15 protein-coding genes and 1 pseudogene are annotated in these 16,399 nt (G+C 72.4%); 7 read left to right on the forward strand and 9 right to left on the reverse strand.

The features are described 5' to 3' along the window. Positions 1–6 precede the first annotated feature (6 nt). Positions 7–933, reverse strand: coding sequence for a DUF3027 domain-containing protein (locus MKW14_RS22945; RefSeq protein WP_240864999.1), 927 nt, complete (start codon positions 931–933; stop codon positions 7–9). A gap of 279 nt (positions 934–1,212) precedes the next feature. On the opposite strand from MKW14_RS22945, the gene MKW14_RS22950 reads away from it, so the two are divergent. The 4 genes from MKW14_RS22950 to MKW14_RS22965 all read left to right on the forward strand — a co-directional run bounded on the left by MKW14_RS22950 (position 1,213) and on the right by MKW14_RS22965 (position 4,729). Next, a complete protein-coding gene (locus tag MKW14_RS22950) occupies positions 1,213–2,637 on the forward strand; it encodes an MFS transporter (RefSeq protein WP_240865000.1) in 1,425 nt (474 codons plus the stop codon). A 61-nt stretch (positions 2,638–2,698) separates the two neighbouring features. Continuing rightward, positions 2,699–3,211: a DUF2771 domain-containing protein gene (locus MKW14_RS22955; protein WP_240865001.1), complete on the forward strand. Its 513-nt coding sequence runs from the start codon at positions 2,699–2,701 to the stop codon at positions 3,209–3,211. Then, on the forward strand, positions 3,181–3,882 hold the full coding sequence (locus MKW14_RS22960) for a futalosine hydrolase (protein ID WP_240865002.1): 702 nt from the start codon (positions 3,181–3,183) through the stop codon (positions 3,880–3,882). The genes MKW14_RS22955 and MKW14_RS22960 overlap by 31 nt, the downstream gene beginning before the upstream one ends. Then, positions 3,872–4,729 (forward strand): 1,4-dihydroxy-6-naphtoate synthase, encoded by an 858-nt coding sequence (locus MKW14_RS22965; RefSeq protein WP_240865003.1) that lies wholly within the window; start codon positions 3,872–3,874, stop codon positions 4,727–4,729. The genes MKW14_RS22960 and MKW14_RS22965 overlap by 11 nt, the downstream gene beginning before the upstream one ends. On the opposite strand, the gene MKW14_RS22970 is transcribed toward MKW14_RS22965, so the two are convergent. From MKW14_RS22970 to MKW14_RS22980, 4 genes and pseudogenes are all read right to left on the reverse strand, one after another. Further along, complete coding sequence (locus MKW14_RS22970) at positions 4,617–5,228, reverse strand: hypothetical protein (protein ID WP_240865004.1); 612 nt, start codon at positions 5,226–5,228, stop codon at positions 4,617–4,619. The two genes, MKW14_RS22965 and MKW14_RS22970, sit on opposite strands and share 113 nt — an antisense overlap. A 19-nt stretch (positions 5,229–5,247) precedes the next feature. Beyond that, positions 5,248–5,631, reverse strand: coding sequence for a cold-shock protein (locus MKW14_RS40955; RefSeq protein WP_272118856.1), 384 nt, complete (start codon positions 5,629–5,631; stop codon positions 5,248–5,250). Between the two features lie 237 nt (positions 5,632–5,868). Further along, a pseudogene (locus MKW14_RS41800) lies at positions 5,869–5,994 on the reverse strand (IS701 family transposase); the annotation flags it as partial. 15 nt (positions 5,995–6,009) lie between these two features. Continuing rightward, the gene (locus tag MKW14_RS22980; RefSeq protein WP_240865005.1) at positions 6,010–7,629 is read right to left on the reverse strand and encodes a recombinase family protein; all 1,620 of its coding nucleotides are present in this window, start codon (positions 7,627–7,629) and stop codon (positions 6,010–6,012) included. A gap of 137 nt (positions 7,630–7,766) precedes the next feature. On the opposite strand from MKW14_RS22980, the gene MKW14_RS22985 reads away from it, so the two are divergent. Next, positions 7,767–8,015, forward strand: a complete 249-nt coding sequence (locus MKW14_RS22985) for a hypothetical protein (protein WP_240865007.1) — start codon at positions 7,767–7,769, stop codon at positions 8,013–8,015. On the opposite strand, the gene MKW14_RS22990 is transcribed toward MKW14_RS22985, so the two are convergent. Both MKW14_RS22990 and MKW14_RS22995 read right to left on the reverse strand, forming a co-directional pair. Beyond that, positions 7,994–8,626: an HAD family hydrolase gene (locus tag MKW14_RS22990; RefSeq protein WP_240865009.1), complete on the reverse strand. Its 633-nt coding sequence runs from the start codon at positions 8,624–8,626 to the stop codon at positions 7,994–7,996. The two genes, MKW14_RS22985 and MKW14_RS22990, sit on opposite strands and share 22 nt — an antisense overlap. A 70-nt stretch (positions 8,627–8,696) precedes the next feature. Continuing rightward, on the reverse strand, positions 8,697–9,665 hold the full coding sequence (locus tag MKW14_RS22995) for an HAAS signaling domain-containing protein (RefSeq protein ID WP_240865010.1): 969 nt from the start codon (positions 9,663–9,665) through the stop codon (positions 8,697–8,699). A gap of 151 nt (positions 9,666–9,816) precedes the next feature. On the opposite strand from MKW14_RS22995, the gene MKW14_RS23000 reads away from it, so the two are divergent. Both MKW14_RS23000 and MKW14_RS23005 read left to right on the forward strand, forming a co-directional pair. After that, positions 9,817–12,351, forward strand: coding sequence for a helicase-associated domain-containing protein (locus MKW14_RS23000; RefSeq protein ID WP_240865013.1), 2,535 nt, complete (start codon positions 9,817–9,819; stop codon positions 12,349–12,351). Positions 12,352–12,502: 151 nt separating this feature from the next. Beyond that, positions 12,503–13,393, forward strand: a complete 891-nt coding sequence (locus MKW14_RS23005; protein WP_240865014.1) for a UTP--glucose-1-phosphate uridylyltransferase — start codon at positions 12,503–12,505, stop codon at positions 13,391–13,393. Positions 13,394–13,460: 67 nt separating this feature from the next. Here the strand turns inward: MKW14_RS23005 and MKW14_RS23010 are convergent, their stop codons facing one another. Together MKW14_RS23010 and MKW14_RS23015 are read right to left on the reverse strand one after the other, a co-directional pair. Next, on the reverse strand, positions 13,461–14,528 hold the full coding sequence (locus MKW14_RS23010; RefSeq protein ID WP_240865015.1) for an aKG-HExxH-type peptide beta-hydroxylase: 1,068 nt from the start codon (positions 14,526–14,528) through the stop codon (positions 13,461–13,463). A 637-nt stretch (positions 14,529–15,165) separates the two neighbouring features. Continuing rightward, on the reverse strand, positions 15,166–16,371 hold the full coding sequence (locus MKW14_RS23015) for an FxsB family cyclophane-forming radical SAM/SPASM peptide maturase (RefSeq protein WP_240865016.1): 1,206 nt from the start codon (positions 16,369–16,371) through the stop codon (positions 15,166–15,168). Positions 16,372–16,399: the final 28 nt, after the last annotated feature.

The following is a 16,399-nucleotide window of genomic DNA, read 5'->3' on the forward strand; positions in this document are numbered from 1 at the left end:
AGTGGGCTAGGAGTGGCCCAGCTCCGCCGTGTCCTCGTCCGAGACGATCGGGACCGAGCCCGAGTCGGCCGCCGGGCGCAGCGGGAAGGGGTCGACCCGCGTCTCGTCGATCACCGGAGGCGCCGGCTGGGGCGGCTTCGGCATGACCGCCGCCTCCGAGTGGCCCCCGCAGCCGTACGCCAGGGACACCACATGGCCGTCCGCCGGCGAGAACTCGTTGGCGCAGACGCCGAAGGCCTGCCCCAGGGAGCCGCCGATCGGCTGGAGGAAGCCGCAGCTGACGCAGGTCGCGGGGGCCGCCTGCGCCATGGGCGTCTTGGAGCCGTACGACTCCTCCCAGCGGTCGGCGGCGACGTGCAGGCCGTAGCGGGACAGGACCCGGGCCCGGCGCATGCCCAGTTCCTCCGCGACCGCGGCGATGGAACCCCGGGTCGGGGCGGCGGGCAGGTTCGCCGGAGTACCGGCCGTGACCTCCGCGTCCTCCGCCTCCACCAGCTCCGCCATCTCCTCCGACACGGCGGCGTTCGGCAGCGGCTCGTCCTCCCCGGCGTACCCCGGCTCCAGACGCAGGTCCTCCGCGTCGGTGGGGAGCAGGTCGCCAGGGCCCATGTCGCCGGGGCGCAGACGCTCGCTCCACGGCACCCACTCCGGAGCGAGGAGGGCGTCCGGGCCCGGCAGGAGCACCACCTCGTCCAGGGTCACGATCTTGGCGCGGGACGCACGGGCCACCGTCACCGCCCAGCGCCAGCCCCGGTACCCGAGCTCCTTGCACTCGAAGAAGTGCGTGACAACACGGTCACCCTCGCTCTGCACGCCCGCATGCTCACCGACCACACCGGGCGCGGCGGCCTCCTCGGCTGCGGCGCGGGCGAGGTCGACGGCCTCGGCACACAGGCGGTCGGGGGTGCGGCTTCGCGTTGTCGCTGCGCTCACAGGTATCGCTTCTCTCCTACGCCGTCACTCGGGTGCGCCGCCCCTGAAGGCGGCGGGTGCGGACGGAGCGGACCGGAGGACCGCGTCGACGTTCGCGCCCGCTCGCGCGGGGCGCACCTCTCCATCCATTCTGATGGATGGCTGAGATACGCACGCTACCTTCTCGCGTGCTCCCGGCCTACACCGACGGGTCGGAAAAGGTCCCCGGCTGCGAACCAGTCGGCCTCATACGCGCGGTAACCGCACTATGCGGGGCGTTCTAGGGGCACTATGAACGTCGTGGCATCCGCAAGGACGCCCCAGGGAGCCACCAAGGTCGGTGGCATCAGGGGCAGCAGGCGTGATGGCGGTTCGGGCCGGTTCGTCGGGTCCGTCCGCGCCGTCGGCCGTGCCCTGCACTTCCCGGTCACCGGAACCGCCCGCGGGATCAGAAGGGCCACGCACGCGCACGGCGCCGGCGAGTCCGGCCTCGGCAAGCTGATCGAACTGCACGCGGTCAACGGCGCCGGCGACCTGATGATCACCATCGCCCTCGCCTCCACCGTCTTCTTCTCCGTGCCGACCGACGAGGCCCGCGGCCGCGTCGCGCTCTACCTCGCCATCACCATGGCCCCCTTCACGGTGCTCGCCCCCGTCATCGGCCCGCTCCTGGACCGGCTCCCGCACGGCCGCCGCGCCGCGATGGCCGCTTCGATGCTCGCCCGCGCCCTGCTCGCGCTGATCATCGCCGGCGCCGTCACCACCGGCAGCCTGGAGCTGTATCCCGCCGCCCTCGGCGTGCTGGTCGCGTCGAAGGCGTACGGCGTGGTCCGAAGCGCCGTCGTACCCCGGCTGCTGCCACCCCGCTTCTCCCTGGTGAAGGCCAACTCACGGGTCACCCTCGGCGGGCTGCTCGCCACCGGCGTCGCCGCGCCGATCGGGGCCGGCCTGCACGCGATCGGGCCGCGCTGGCCGCTGTACGGCGCCTTCCTGATCTACATCTGGGGCATGTTCCTGTCCTTCACCCTGGCCCCGAAGGTCGACTCGGCCAAGGGCGAGGACGTGGCCCTGCTCGCCGCCGACGAGACCCACCTGCACGGCCCGCACCGCAAGACGGCCAAACGCCCGGGTCTGCGCACCGTGGGCACCGCGGTCACCCACGCCCTCGGCGCGAACGCCGCCCTGCGCTGGCTCTCCGGCTTCCTCACCTTCTTCCTCGCCTTCCTGCTGCGCGAGCACCCGCTGACCGGCGAGAGCGCCGCCGTCTCCCTCGGCCTGGTCGCCGTCTCGGCCGGCGCGGGCAACGCGCTCGGCACGGCGGTCGGGGCCTGGCTGCGCTCCCGGGCGCCGGAGATCATCATCGTGACGGTCCTGGCGATCGTGCTGGGCGCGGCGATCACCGCCGCGATCTTCTTCGGCGCGTTCCTGGTGGCCTGTCTCACGGCGACCACCGGCTTCTGTCTGGCGCTCGCCAAACTGTCCCTGGACGCGCTGATCCAGCGGGACGTGCCGGAGCTCGTGCGCACCTCGGCGTTCGCCCGCTCGGAGACCATGCTGCAGATGGCCTGGGTGCTGGGCGGCGCGATCGGCATCGTGATGCCGCTCAACGGCACGGCGGGACTGTGCCTGGCCGCCGCGGTGCTCGCCTTCGGCTGGGTGACGACGTCCCGGGCGCTGCTGAACTCGGCCCGGCACGGGGGCGCGGCCAAGCCCCGCGTGGCGTAACACACAGCCACACCGGCCCCCACGTAAAGAGGGTGTAGGACCCGCCCTATAGCCTTCTGGCATGACCTCGATGCCACGCGGCGGAGCCGCAGATGTCTACGCCGCTGTGCGACGGCGCCGCGCCGTCGCCGTCGTCGGCGCCGTTTCCGCCGGACTGCTCGTCCTGTCGGCCTGCGACAAGCCGACCCCGCGCTCCACGATCACCGTCGGCCGCTCCTCCGTCAGCGAGGAGGCCACCTGCGGTGGTGAGGGCAAGTCCCTGCAGACCGCGGACCTCACGAAGTGCCTGAAGGACACGGACATCCAGTCCATCAAGGTCGACCCCGACGACACGGTCCGCTTCGGCGTCGACCCGGCCATCGCCGACAAGCGCTGGACGATCCTGATGAACGGCCAGCCGCTCACCGAGGACAGCGACAAGACCTACCGCACCATCCCGGGCAGCGTCTTCTTCAACGCCCAGTACGGCGCCCAGGGCAACTCCACACTGGTCTCCATCAAGGCCGGCGACGGCAAGAAGAGCAGCAACACGGTGACCGGCCTGTGGTCCTTCAAGCTGAAGAAGGCGGACTGACCACGTCCTCGGTACGTGTCCTCGTGGCCACCGCGGTCCCGGCCGAACGGGACGCGGTGGCCCGGGCGTTCACCGGCGAGGCCCTGACGGTGACCGCCGTCGGCGTGGGCCCCGCGCTCGCGGCCGCCGCCACCGCCACCGCCCTCACCACCGCGGCCCTCGAAGGCGCCCCCTACGACCTGGTCGTCTCGGCCGGCATCGGCGGCGGCTTCCAGCCCGAGGCGCCGCTCGGCTCCCTCGTCGTCGCCGACGAGATCACCGTGGCCGATCTGGGCGCCGAGACCGCCGACGGGTTCGTCCCCGTCACCGGACTCGGCTTCGGGACCGTCACCCACCGTCCGCCGGAATCACTCGTACGAGACATCGCGGACGCGACCGGCGCGCGCACCGGAGCCGTACTCACCGTCTCCACGGTGACCGGCACCGCCGAACGCGCCGCCGAACTGCGGTCCCGCCATCCGCGTGCCCTCGCCGAGGGCATGGAGGGCTTCGGGGTGGCGGAGGCGGCCGCGCTCCACCGCCTCCCCGTCCTGGAGATCCGCGCGGTCTCCAACCCCGTCGGGCCGCGCGACCGCGCCGCCTGGCGCATCGGCGACGCCCTCACGGCCCTGGCCGAGGGCTTCGGGAAGCTCGCGCCCGTCCTGGAGAGTTGGAAACAGCATGACCAGTGAGCCGGTACAGCCCCTGCGGACCGCGTATTCGCCCTGCCCGAACGACACGTTCGTCTTCGACGCCCTCGCCCACGGCCGCGTCCCCGGCGCCCCCGCGCTGGACGTGACCTTCGCGGACATCGACATCACCAACGGCATGGCCGAGCGCGGCGAGTTCGACGTGCTGAAGGTGTCGTACGCCGTCCTGCCGTACGTCCTCGACGAGTACGCCCTGCTGCCCTGCGGAGGTGCGCTGGGCCGCGGCTGCGGACCCCTGGTGCTCACGCGCGAGCCCGGGGCCGACCTGACGGGCCGTACGGTCGCCGTCCCGTCCGAGAAGTCGACGGCGTATCTGCTGTTCCGGCTCTGGGCGGCCGACACGGTGCCCGCCGGCGTCGGCGAGATCGTCGTCATGCCGTTCCACGAGATCATGCCGGCCGTGCGGGACGGGAAGGTCGACGCGGGGCTCGTCATCCACGAGGCACGGTTCACGTACCAGAACTACGGACTGCACAAGCTCGCGGACATGGGCGAGCACTGGGAGACCACGACCGGGCTGCCGATCCCGCTGGGGGCGATCATCGCGAAGCGGACGCTGGGTTCCGCGACGCTGACGGGACTGGCCGAGGCGATCCGTACCTCCGTGCGGGCGGCCTGGGCCGAACCCGAGGTGTCCCGGCCCTATGTCATGGAGCACGCGCAGGAGATGGATCCCGCGGTCGCCGACCAGCACATCGGGCTCTACGTCAACGAGTTCACCGCGGACCTGGGCGAGGACGGATACGCGGCGATCCGGGGCCTGTTGACACGGGCGGCGGCGGAGGGGCTGGTGCCGGCCCCGGACCCGGAGGCACTGGCGTTTCCCTGAGCCTCGCGCCGCCCTGACCATCCCCGCCGTCCGGCTCCTGGTCACCGTCGCTCAACGGCATGCGGGGCGGCCACTGCGCCAGCGACAGCATGCCCAGCGCCTTCCGGATGAGGAAGCCGGACAGGGGCAGTTCCACGCACACCGCGAGCGCCGCCGAGAACCACACCCCCGGAGTGCCGAGGGCCAGGGACACGTCGAACCACGCGTCGCACGCCAGCAGCGCCGCCGTCGTGACCGCCGCCACGATGACGGCCCGGTGCCGCCGCCAGCCGAGCAGGGCGGTGGACGCCATCGCGAGCAGGAGCAGCACGTCGAACCCGACCCACGTGGTGCGCCACTGACGGACGGTGTAGCCGTGCGGCAGGGTGAACGCCAGCAGAACCGTCCACGGCACGAGACCGACGGCACAGACGGTCAGCAGCTCCAGGATGTGGCGCCGCTGCCGTCTGATCCGTTCGAGGAGTTCGACGGAGGGTGTCTCGGCCGGTATGTCGGTCACCGCTGGCGTTCTCCGGGCATCACACGTCGAGCTGGTCCGCGACCGCGCGCAGCAGCCCGGCGATTTTCTTGCCCGCGGTCTTCTCCGGGTAACGGCCCCTCTCGAGCATCGGCGTGATGTTCTCGAGCAGGGTCGTCAAGTCCTGGACGATCGAGGCCAGTTCGTCCGGCTTCTTACGGGTCGCGGCCGCCACCGAGGGCGTCGGGTCGAGAACGGTGACCGAAAGGGCCTGGTCACCGCGCTGTCCGGCGACCACCCCGAACTCCACCCGCTGTCCCGGCTTGAGGGTGTCTACTCCGGCGGGGAGGACCGAGGAATGGACGAAGACGTCACCGCCGTCGTCCCGGGAGAGAAAGCCGAAGCCCTTCTCACTGTTGAACCACTTGACCTTGCCAGTCGGCAAAGCACACACTCCCTCGATCCGTCACGGACTGGCCGGACGCCTGTTGAACTGCCGTCGATACAGCCTACCGGCCCCCTCCCCAGCAGCGCAGGAGCATAAACAGCGGTATCCAGGGGGTGCTTAATACGCCAGCTGCAGATCTTGATCACGACTGTTCGGCGGGGCTGACGCTTGTAGTGGCTGGTGCGCGCACGGGCTTGGCTGAGTCGATGCGCCAGGCTGTGGGAGTGTGGGACCGCGGCTGAGCAGGTGCTGCATGCCGGTCGGGCTGGTGCCGCCAGCATGCCCAGCCGCGCGTCCAGCAGTTGGCAGCTCCGCGAGCAGGCCCAGCACGAACGCCCGTGCCCTCCGGCGCGGCTCCACGGATCTCGGACCCTCTCAGCGGCTCAGAACGGCTTCCGCAACTTTGCGTCGGTACTCCTCCGGTACGTTGTGGCTGAACACCCTTTTCACTCGGGTCCTTCCGACACGATCAGGGAAGAGTTCTTCGGCCATGGCCTGAATGTCTCCTAGATCCATGACGAATCCCGCCTCTTTCTCGTTCATCCCCTTCCCCCAGACATAGACCTTGACCTGATATTCCCGAAGGAACTCCCTACGGTCTTCCTGGTCTTTGGCCTCCCAGACTTCCCCGTACTTCTTCCCTGCGGGTTTCAGACTCGGGCGCGCCCTCTCCTCTTCCTGCTTTGCCAGGAGAGCGACTTTCCCTGAAAGGCTCTTGTGCATGCGCTTGTACGACTCCTCCTGTCCCTCTCCGTCGTACTCCCCTGCCAGGAAGTCAGTTTCCAGCTGCTCCAGACGTGCCTTTGCCGACTGGAGTTCCCTTGCCTGAGAGGGTCCTACTCCTGCCCTCTCGTACATGTCCCACTGGCCGACGCTCCCCCGAATCTCCTGGTCAACCCATACATCAAGGATGTCCGCACGGATATAGGAACCGCTCTTGCAATTTCCACCCTTGAACTTGTTGGAGCAGCGATACCGCCTGTGTCCGGGAACCTTCGTGCCGTCTTTCCTCTTGTATCCAGAGTCCATGAGAGAAGTGAACGGCGCTCCGCATTCTCCGCAGTGAGCCACGCCGGACAGGAGACTCTTGGCGCTGTTCCGGCTCGATACGGTGGCCGTAGGGCTCCGAGACGGCTTAATTCGGTCTACCAGGTCCGTCCACTCATCCATCGTGGCCAGGGGCGTCTTAGGGAGGATCACGGGGTCTCCCTGGTCATCCAATACGGCCTCTCCCTTGTAGGTGTAGAGACCGGGAACCCATGAGGAGCGGATGAACTTGTTAAGGATAGTGGCTTGCCACTGAGTTCCCCTGGTTTCCTCCCCCTTCAGCTTCCGCAGATGGTCACCCCACGTCAGGATTCCTCGACCGTTGAAGTCTCGGGCAATTCGGTGCGTGGACTGCCCCTCTCGAATGCGTCGGAAGATCTCTTCTACGTAGGGGTAAAAGTCCTGGTCAATCTCCAGGATCTTCCGTTTCCCACCTTCAACGGCTTTGATCCGGTAGCCGGTGGGCGGAGCACCAACGAGCCATGAACGGTTCTCCAGACGTGTCTGTACGCCGTTGAGGATTCGAGCCTGGATCGTGTCCCACTCAGCCTCAGCGAAGACGGCAGTCATGCGCGCCATCATCTTCCCTTGAGGGGTGGACAGATCGAATCCCTCTTCTACGCAGACAATGAACTTGCCGTTTTGCTGCGCCCATTCCAACAGCTCATTGAAGTGCGTTGAGCGACGAGTAAGCCTGTCCATCTTGGCTGCAATGATCACGTCGAACTCATCAGCCTTGGACGTCAGCCACTTCCCCAGCTTCGGCCGCTTGAAGGGGCTCAGAGAGCCCGAGACGTCCGTGTCCTCAGCTTCGCCCACCACAATGCCGGACAGGTGAGGAGAGCTGACGTGGTGTCGGATCACGCCACGCTGCCACTCGATGGACGTGGAGCCGTCCGAGTCGGCAGAGAGACGGAGACAGGCGAGATAGCGGAGACCAGGTGCCATGGGGAGGACTGTAGCGGGCCTCCGTGTCTAGCGGACCGGAACTCTTTTTTCGGTAGGCACGCCCGTCCTGATCCTCGTATGGGCGGGTCGTCACGGACCCGCCGGTACCAAGGCGCGCTGGGAACTACCCTGGTCCGGTGCGTGACAAAACCCAAACGAATTCCGCCGGGCCCGGTGACCGACTGATCCGTGCCGGTGCCATCGTGTTCTTCCTCGGTGCCGTGGCCACACTCGTCACAGTGGCTCCGCTGTTCCTGCACGCGAAGCCATTTCCCACCTACATGTTCGGACTGAGCATGCTCATGGGAGTCGGCTTCGTGATCGCCGCCGCCGGAGTGCTGCGGTCGATCGCCGCCGGCCGCCGTCAGGCGCGCGCGGGACGGTAGCCGGCGAGCCAGCCCGGGAACTCGGTGAGGTCGCCGAGGACCACGTCCGCCCCGGCCGCCGTCAGCTCCTCGGCGCTGCACGGCCCGGTCGCCACGGCCACCGACAGGGCGTCGGCCTTGCGTGCGCCGCGCACGTCGCCGATGTGGTCGCCGACGTACACGCTCGCCCCGTGCTCGCGCAGGGCCTCCGCCTTCTGCTCGGCCCACAGGTCGCCGACGACCTCGTCCGGGTGGATGCCCAGGTGCTCCAGGTGCAGCTTGGCGTTGGGCTCGTACTTCGCGGTCACCACGATGGCCCGCCCGCCGGCCGCGCGTACGGCGTCGACGGCCTCCCGCGCCCCGGTCAGCGCGGGGGTCGCCGTGATCGCGATGGCGGGGTACATCGAGCGGTACAGGTCGCTCATGGCCGTGATCTCGTCCTCGGGGTACCAGTTGATCAGCTCCTCCGCGAGCGGCGGTCCGAGCCGTGTGACCGCGAGGTCGGCGTCGATGTAGGTCCCCGTCCGCTCGGACAGCGCCTGGTAGCAGGCGCGGATGCCGGGGCGGGAGTCGATGAGGGTCATGTCGAGGTCGAAGCCGACGGTCAGGGCGGGTGCGGAGGTGAGGGCCATATGGGCCATTGTGCCCAGCCCGGGTGACGCGGAGACGCCGGACCGGTGTGATGTACACCCACCCTCTTGCCTACGGTTTCCGCTGGGAGCGCCAGACCACGAACAGCGCCGACAGCACGGCCGCGCCGCGCACGACCCACGGCCAGGTCTGGGCGATCGCGTCGTTCATGTGGCCCTGGGCGATGGGATCGCCCCAGCGTCCCTGGTTGCGGCCCCACAGCCACACGATCCCGGCCGCGACCGCGACCGACGGCATCCCGATGACCGCCCACTTCGACTCGTTCTGGGTCAGGCGCCGGGAGGCGTAGGCGATGAGCCAGCCGAGCAGCAGGGCGAACCAGTTGCCGAGGATCGCGCCGACGACGAGGAGACCGGCGGCGATCAGGAGCAGGGGGTTGCTCCAGCGGGAGGCGGGGAGGGAGAGGCGGCGGCGCCGGGCGGGGGGAGCCTCGGGTACGGCCTCCTCCGCCGCCTCCGCCGCCTTCTCCGTGGCGGGCGCGGCGGCGGGGGCCGGCTCGGGTGTCCTGGGCCGGGGGGGCTTGACCAGGCTGGGGATCTCCACGCCGCCCACGAACCCGGGCACGCTCTCGCCGAGCGGCGTGCTGTCCACCCGCCACCAGTCCGGCTCGGCGGCAGGGGCGGGGTCGTCGGCGGGCATGGGCCGTGCGGGCCGCTCGGGCTGTGCGGGCTGCTCCGGTCGCGGGCCCGGTACGGCGCGGCGTCGCAGGCTCCTGGGCAGCCGGCCGGTGTCCTCGGGCTCGTCGTCGCGCTGCGCGGGCAGGTGGGTGGGGGTGGCCGGGGGCGCGTCCTGGGCGCCGCCGGCCGCGTCCACGACCTCGTCGGGGCTGCCGAGCCGGGAGATGATCCGGCGGACGGCCGCGGGACTGTCGGCGGAGCCCTTGGCGCGGCGGCGGTCGATCTCGTTCCGCAGTTCCGACACCAGGCGCATGCGCGCGGCCGACGGCAACTGCCGTTGGTGCGCCACGTCGCCGACGCGGCTCAGATACTCGTAGACGACCTTGTCGCTCTCGATCCCCACGAAGTCCCTCCGAGTGGGGTGCCGTTGTACCCCGTGCGACGAAGGTACCGCGCCCACCTGGGCCGGGGCTGCGCCCCCGCACCCCCGCTGCGGCCCGAACGGCCACGTGCTCGGACGCCGGACGGGCCGGGAGTGGCCTACCGTTGGTCGGATGAGTGACCCGGCCACCCCGCCCCGCTCCCTCGCGGAGGCCCTGCGTCAGCGGGACGACGTCTCGCTGGCCGCACTGCTGCGCGCTCGTCCCGATCTCATCACCCCCGTCCCCACCGACCTCACCCAGCTCGCCACCCGGGCCGGTACCCGGGCCAGTGTGGTGCGGGCGCTGGAGCGGCTGGACCGGTTCGCGTTGCAGACGGCGGAGGCGCTGGCGGTCGCGGCGGATCCGGCGTCGTACGGGGAGCTGCTGGGGCTGATGGCCGGCGACGAGGGCGATCCGGTGGTCGCCGCGGCGCTGCCGCGTGCCCTGGGCACCCTGCGGGAGCAGGCGCTGGTGTGGGGGGACGACGAGCGGTTGCGGCTGGTGCGCACGGCCCGTGAGCTGCTGGCGCCGTCCCCGCAGCATCCGTCCCCGACGGGGCTCGGGCCGACCGTGCAGGAGGCGACGGCGGGCATGTCGCCGGGCCGGGTGCAGGAGATCGTGACGGCGGCCGGGCTGCCGTCGACGCACGACTCGGTGTCGGCGGTGGGCTCGCTCACCGCGCTGTTCGGTGACCGTGAGCGGATGGCCGCGCTGCTCGCCGGGCTGCCGCGGGAGTCGCGGGAGGTGCTGGCCCGGCTGGTGTGGGGGCCGCCGTACGGGCAGGTCACCGCTGATCCGGCGGCGCATCTGCGGCTGCTGCTGGACCGCGGGCTGCTGCTGCCGACGGCGCCCGGCACGGTCGTACTGCCGCGGGAGGTGGCCCTGCATCTGCGCGGTGGGCGGGCGCACCGCGTGCTGGAGCCGGTGCCGCCCGCGCTGGAGCCCGCGGCCGCGCACCGTCCACAGGTTGTGGACACGACGGCGGCCGGGCAGGCGTACACCGCGCTGGCGACGGTCGAGGAGCTGCTGAAGGACTGGGACGAGGGCGGGCCCGCTGTGTTGCGGGCCGGCGGGCTGAGCGTGCGCGACCTGAAGCGGACCGCGGTCGCGCTGGACGTGGCCGAGCCGGTCGCCGCCTTCTGGGTCGAACTCGCCTACGCGGCGGGCCTGTTGGCGTCCGACGGGGAGGCGGACGAGCGGTTCGCGGCGACCCCGGCGTACGACGAGTGGCTGGAGCAGCCCGCGGGTGTGCGCTGGGCGCGGCTGGCGGAGACGTGGCTGACGGCGACCCGGACGGCGGGGCTGGTCGGGGGGCGGGACGCGAAGGACCGTGCGTTGTCGGCGCTGGGGCCCGGCCTCGACCGGTCGGCCGCGCCGGAGGTGCGGCACCGGGTGCTGACGCTGCTGGCCGCCTTGCCGGAGGGCACCGCGCCGTCCACCGAGTCCGTGCTGGACCGGCTGCGCTGGGAGCGGCCGCTGCGCGGGCCCCAGCAGGACGACGACCTGCGCGCCCGGCTGGCCCGCTGGACGCTGTCGGAGGCGGAGATGCTGGGCGTGACGGGGCGGGGCGCGCTGTCGGCGCACGGGAGGGCGCTGCTGGGGGCGCCCGCGTCTCCGAACCCGGCGAAGGCGGCCGGGGCGGAGTCCCGGGGCCCCGGTGACAAGCTCCCCGTCCATCACACGCCCGTCGCCGTGGAGCCGCTGTCCCCCGTGGAGCAGGCCACCGCCTCCGCCGCGGCCGCCCGGCTGCTCACGCCGCTGCTGCCCGAGCCGCTGGACCACGTGCTGCTGCAGGCCGACCTGACGGCGGTGGCGCCGGGGCCGTTGCGGCGGCCGCTCGCCGACATGCTGGGGGTGCTGGCGGACGTGGAGTCCAAGGGCGGGGCGACCGTGTACCGGTTCACGCCGGGGTCGGTGCGGCGGGCCCTGGACGCCGGGCGGGCCGCCTCCGACCTGCACGCCTTCCTCGCGGCGCACTCCCGGACGCCGGTTCCGCAGCCGCTCGCGTACCTGATCGACGACGTGGCGCGTCGGCACGGGCATCTGCGGGTGGGCGCGGCGTCGGCGTACGTGCGTTGCGACGACGACGCCCTGCTGAACGAGATCATGGCCGACAAGCGGGCCGCCGGACTGCGTCTGCGCCGTCTCGCGCCCACGGTGCTGGCCACCCAGGCCGATCCGGCGACCCTGCTGGAGGGTCTGCGGGCGATGGGTTTCGCGCCGGCCGCCGAGTCCGCCGAGGGCGACGTCCTGATCACTCGCGCCGACGCACACCGCACCCCGCCGCGCACCGCGCCCGAGCCGGTCCCGGACGGGCCGCCGACGCCGGACGCGACGCTGCTGTCGGCGGCGATCCGTGCGATCAGGGCCGGTGACGTGGCGTCCACGGCCCCGCGCAAACAGCCCCCCTCGGCCGCGGCGGGCGGCGGCGCCCTGCCGCGCACCAGCTCCGCCGAGACCCTGGCCACCATGCAGGCCGCCGTCCTGACCGGGGAGGCGCTGTGGATCGGGTACGTCAACGCGGAGGGCGCCGCCAGCCAGCGCGTGATCGCCCCGATCCGGGTCGAGGGCGGCTTCGTGACGGCGTACGACCACACGGCGGACGAGGTGCGCACGTACCCGTTGCACCGGGTGACGGGAGTGGCTGAACTGGCCGAGGAGGCGTGAGGCGGGGTTCTTCGCCACGGCTCCACCGGCATGTCCGGAACTGTTCACCCGGGGCTTCCGGCAGGGGCTCGCGGGCAGCGTCTCCTGAACGGGACAGGAACCGGGTCCGGCTTCTCGACGACGGGACCGGCTTTTCGACGAAAGGGGCCCCATGGCCACGACGATCCGCCGCGCAGTCATCCCCGCGGCCGGGCTGGGGTCCCGGCTGCTGCCGCTGACCAAGGCGATCCCGAAGGAGATGCTGCCGGTCGGGGACAAGCCCGTCGTCGAGCACACCGTGCGGGAGCTGGTGGCGTCCGGCATCACGGACATCACGATCGTCGTCTCGGGCGGAAAGGGCCTGATCCAGGACCACTTCCGGCCGAATCCGGCCCTCGTCGCCCAGCTGCGCGCCGACGGCAAGACCGCCTACGCGGACGCGGTGGAGGAGGTCGGCGAGCTGTCCCGGCTCGGCCACATCACCTATCTCGACCAGCACGGCCCGTACGGCAACGGCACGCCCGTGCTGAACGCGGCCCGCAACGCCGGCGACGAGCCGATCCTGGTGCTGTGGCCGGACGACGTCTTCGTGGCCGACGTCCCCCGCGCCCAGCAGCTGATCCGCGCGTACGAGGCGACCAGCTACCCGGTCCTCGCCCTGATGCCGATGGCGCCCTCCGACTCCCAGCGCTACGGCGTGCCCCGGGTCCGCGAGGATCTCGGGGAGGGGCTGCTGCGCATCACCGGCCTGGTCGAGAAGCCCAAGCCCGAGGACGCGCCCTCCGCGTACGCGGCGATCGGCGGCTACGTCATCACCCCGGGCATCGTCGAGGAGCTCCGCGAGCAGACCAGGGCCTGGTACGAGCACCGCACCGGCGAGATCTACCTCACCGACGCCATCAACGCCCACGCCGCGACGAAGGCGGTGTACGGCCAGGTCATCCAGGGCCGCTGGTACGACACCGGCAATCCGCTCGCCTACCTCACCGCCCAGTTCGCGGCAGCGCTGGCGGACCCGGAGTACGGACCGCACCTGCGCCGGCTGGCGGAGCTGACGGAGTAGCGGGGCTGACGGAGGAGCGGGGCTGACGGAGGAGCGGGGCTGACGGAGGAGCGGGGCTGAGGCCCGCTCAGGCGCCGGCGCGGTCCAGGGCGCGGCCCATCTCCTCGGTGAAGCGGCGGCCCGCGGGGAGGAGTTCGCCGCTGCCGAGGAGGGTGCCGACGGCGGCGCGGGTGTGTCCGTGCCAGGTGGTGTGCTCCCGGCCGGCCCGGGGGTCGGGCGGGGCGGTGGTGTGTTCGGTGTGCCAGAAGTCGCAGACGCCCAGGTGGGCGTAGGTGCCGGTGAAGAGCGCGTCCAGGGGGCGCGGGTCGGGGCGCCAGGGGGCCCGGTAGCGGGCGGGCGAGGGCGGGCCGTACAGCGGGACCAGGTCGAGCAGGGCGGCGAGCTGGACGTGCAGGAACTCGTGGACCAGGGTCAGCGCGAAGAGCACCGGGTCGCCGGGCGGGGAGAGGGCGACGGCGCCGTGGGCCCGGCGGGCCGCCGAGCTCACCGAGGTGCCGCCGGGGGCGGGGTGCAGCGGCACCAGGGTGGACAGGCCGGCGGCGACGGCCCGGGCGTGCCAGGGGTGACGGCGGACCAGCACCCGCCAGGCGCCTTCCAGTGACCGCTGCCAGTCCTCCACCTCACCGGCGCTCTGCACACCGGCCGGCGGATGGCCGTGCACGGCGCGGAACGGGCCCCGGTCGGCCAGCCGCAGGCGCAGCACGGCGCCGTCGCACTCGGTGGTCAGCAGACGGGGTCCGGACAGCGCGGCCGGCCCTCCGTCGACGAGTTCGGCGAACCAGGCGAGGTCGGGGCGGCCGCCGCGGGCGCACTCGGCGAGGGCGCGGGCCAGGCCTTCGTCGAGGTAGGGGTGCAGCATGGCCTCCCGCCACCGCCCCGGCTCCTCCCGCTGCCTGCGCGCCAGCCGCCGGTACGCCCCCTGGAGACCGGCGTCGTCGGGCAGCGCCCGGCGCACGGCCACGGCCAGCAGGGCCCGCTTGCTGAGCTGCCCACGCCGCAGCACCTCCACCCCCGCGCTGCCACCCCGGGCCCGGGCGAGGGCGTCGAACAGATCCGGGTCCAGGTCGAGCGGGACGAGGGACCCGACGGCGGACGGCACGCCCGGGGCAGGAACATCGGACGGAACGGACACCACGAACTCACTCCTCACGGACGGGATGGACGCGGGCGGGACGGACGCGGGTGGGGTGGACGCGGCGGGAACGTACACGGGCGGGACGGACGCGCAAGCCACGGGCACGGCAGGGGCGTACACGGGCGGGACGGACGCGCGAGGCACGGGCACGGCAGGGGCGTACACGGGCGGGACGGACGCGCGAGGCACGGGCACGGCAGGGGCGTACACGGGCGGGACGGACGCGCGAGGCACGGCCTCGGAGGGGACCGACACGGCTGGGGCGGACACGGCAGGGACGGACACGGAAGGCGCGCACTCGGCGGGGACGCCCGCGGGATGGATCCGGGAGGCACGGACTCGGACGGGACGGACATGTGGGGACGGACGCGGAAGACACGCGCTCGGCAGGGACGGACACGGCAGCGACATACAGGGCGGGATGGAACCCGAGGCACGGACTCGGGCGGGACCGACAGGGCAGGGACGTACACGGGCGGGACGGACGCGGGTGGGGTGGGGTCGGGTGTCGGGCGGGCCGGGCGTGCGGGTGGGTTCACTCGGGCCGGGGCGGCAGGTTCTGTGGCGTTGGACGTCGTCGCGGGGGCGTGGCCGGGGGATCCGGGTGGGTGGACGGCCGGTGCGCCGGGTGGTGTGGTCATCGCGAGAGCGGTCGGGCCGCCGCTCCCAGTGCGGTGAGGTCCCGGTGCAGGTGGGTGGTGATGTGGTCGATGAGGGCGGCCAGGTCGGGGCAGTACACGGACGGCGCCGCGAAGGGGGCTGTGGTGTCGGGGCGGTAGCGGTGGGCGTACAGGCCTCCGCCGCAGACCGCTGAACGCGGGCAGGCCGCGCAGACGGGGGCCAGCCCGGCCCGCCCCCGCTGCCGGGCCCGGAAGGCCTCGTGGCGGGCGGCGTCGGTGAAGCTGTGGGTGAAGACGTCCAGGCCGGTGGCCGGGGCGCCGTCGTAGGCGACCTTGAGAGAATCCGCCTGCTCGATCGTGCCGTCGGTCTCGACCACGACCAGGTCGACCGGGGCGAGCCCGACCGCCTCGCTGCGGGCGGTGCCGCCGAGCAGCAGGGCCGCGATCTCCTCGAAGAGCCGGATCCCGGTCTCCCGGCGGGGTGCGCCGTACCAACGGTCGAAGACGGCACCGAGCCAGCGCGCGTAGGGCACCGGCTCCTCCGGCTCGGCTCCGGGCGCCGTGGGTGGCGGGGTGGTGCGGCCGGCCAGTCCCGGCGGCGGGGTGTGCCAGGTGGCGTGCGGCAGCAGCAGGTCCAGACGCGGCGGGGCGAACTCGAGCAGGGCCTCGTAGGTCTCCACCGGGTCGGCGGCCAGGTCGATGGTGCACAGCAGCCCGGCGTACAGCGGGCGGTACGGGCCGTCGGCGAGGAGCCGCAGGGCCCGGGCGACGCCCGCGTGGCTGCCCCGCCCGTCGGGGCGCCGCCGGTGCCGGTCGTGGGTGGCGGCGGTGCCGTCGAGGCTGACCCCGATCCGCACCCCGTGCCGGGCCAGCACCGGCAGCAGCGCCGGGTCCTCGACGAGCCGCAGTCCGTTGGTCTGCAGGGTGAGCCGCAGGTCCGCCACCCCGTCGAGGGCGTCGGCGAGGACCCCGAGCAGCGCGTCCAGCCGCGCCGCGCCCACCAGCAGGGGCTCGCCGCCGTGCAGCACGACATGGACCTCGCCCAGCCCGTGGTCCCGGGCGTGCTCGGCGATGAGGGCCGCCGTACGCCGCACGGTGCGCGGGTCCATGACCCGGGGGCGGTCGCGCCAGCTCTGGTCCGCCGACTCGTACACGTAGCAGTAGTCGCACGCGAGGTTGCAGCGGCTGTGGATCTTCAGCAGGAACTGCCGGAAGGGGACCATGGGCAGCCTCGCTGGATCGCACCGGTGC

The sequence above is a fragment of the Streptomyces gilvus genome (assembly GCF_022513565.1).
Classification (GTDB): Bacteria; Actinomycetota; Actinomycetes; order Streptomycetales; family Streptomycetaceae; genus Streptomyces; species Streptomyces gilvus.

Excerpts from the sequence above, each read along its gene's own strand:
- MKW14_RS22955 (WP_240865001.1), top strand. The coding sequence starts at position 2,699 with ATGACCTCGATGCCACGCGGCGGAGCCGCAGATGTCTACGCCGCTGTG.
- MKW14_RS22965 (WP_240865003.1), top strand. The coding sequence starts at position 3,872 with ATGACCAGTGAGCCGGTACAGCCCCTGCGGACCGCGTATTCGCCCTGC.
- MKW14_RS22980 (WP_240865005.1), bottom strand. The coding sequence starts at position 7,629 with ATGGCACCTGGTCTCCGCTATCTCGCCTGTCTCCGTCTCTCTGCCGAC.
- MKW14_RS22990 (WP_240865009.1), bottom strand. The coding sequence starts at position 8,626 with ATGGCCCTCACCTCCGCACCCGCCCTGACCGTCGGCTTCGACCTCGAC.
- MKW14_RS23000 (WP_240865013.1), top strand. The coding sequence starts at position 9,817 with ATGAGTGACCCGGCCACCCCGCCCCGCTCCCTCGCGGAGGCCCTGCGT.
- MKW14_RS23005 (WP_240865014.1), top strand. The coding sequence starts at position 12,503 with ATGGCCACGACGATCCGCCGCGCAGTCATCCCCGCGGCCGGGCTGGGG.
- MKW14_RS23015 (WP_240865016.1), bottom strand. The coding sequence starts at position 16,371 with ATGGTCCCCTTCCGGCAGTTCCTGCTGAAGATCCACAGCCGCTGCAAC.